The 656-nt window shown below is 40.5% G+C and carries 1 protein-coding gene; it reads right to left on the bottom strand.

Annotated elements, in window-relative coordinates; translation table 11 throughout:
• Positions 1-656, bottom strand: a 656-nt coding sequence (locus NO992_RS23355; RefSeq protein WP_371380811.1) for a phage integrase N-terminal SAM-like domain-containing protein, incomplete at both ends; no start/stop codon positions are given.

The following is a 656-nucleotide window of genomic DNA, read 5'->3' as shown; positions in this document are numbered from 1 at the left end:
CATCCACCCATGCTGCCTAAACGCGTTGGGATACTTGCGTTCTACTGCATTTGGCAGAGATGGACCTATCCCGTGAAGGTTGTCATCCTGTTGAATTTTAATAGCCATTTCAATATATGTAGTGAGCTTTTTTGCGCATCTATTGCTGAGGATGGTTTGCCTATCTTTATGCTCTTTACCGTCTCTAACGGTCAGCGAAGCTCTATCAATATCAATATCAATATCTTGGATACGTAACCTGAGGCATTCTGAAACTCTTAGTCCGCTACCATAGAGTAGTTCTATTATTAGTCTATCGCGGCCATCAAGTTCATTTAGTATTAGTGAGATTTCTGATGGGGATAACACTGTAGGTAAATGTCTTTGTTTAGTGGCATAGCAAAAGCCTAAATCCCCAAGCTCATGGTGCAAATGCTTCTGATACAAATAGGCTAAGGCGTTAAGTGCAATTTTTTGTGTGTTGATAGCCACATTTCGTTGGTTGGCAAGGAAGGTTAAAAATTGTGTAACCTCTTCCGTTCCCATTGTCTCAGGGTGACGCTTGTGGTGAAAGTTAATGAATGCCTTAATCCAATATAGGTAGGTTTTTTCTGTTCTAATGCTGTAACCACGCATACGCATTTCTTCCTGAATACCTTTCAGAAATGGGCTTTTTA

This window comes from Pseudoalteromonas sp. DY56-GL79 (assembly GCF_041414765.1).
Lineage (GTDB): Bacteria > Pseudomonadota > Gammaproteobacteria > Enterobacterales > Alteromonadaceae > Pseudoalteromonas > Pseudoalteromonas piscicida.
Note: the sequence above shows the minus strand (reverse complement) of the source record. Positions and strands in the feature narration are given on the sequence as shown.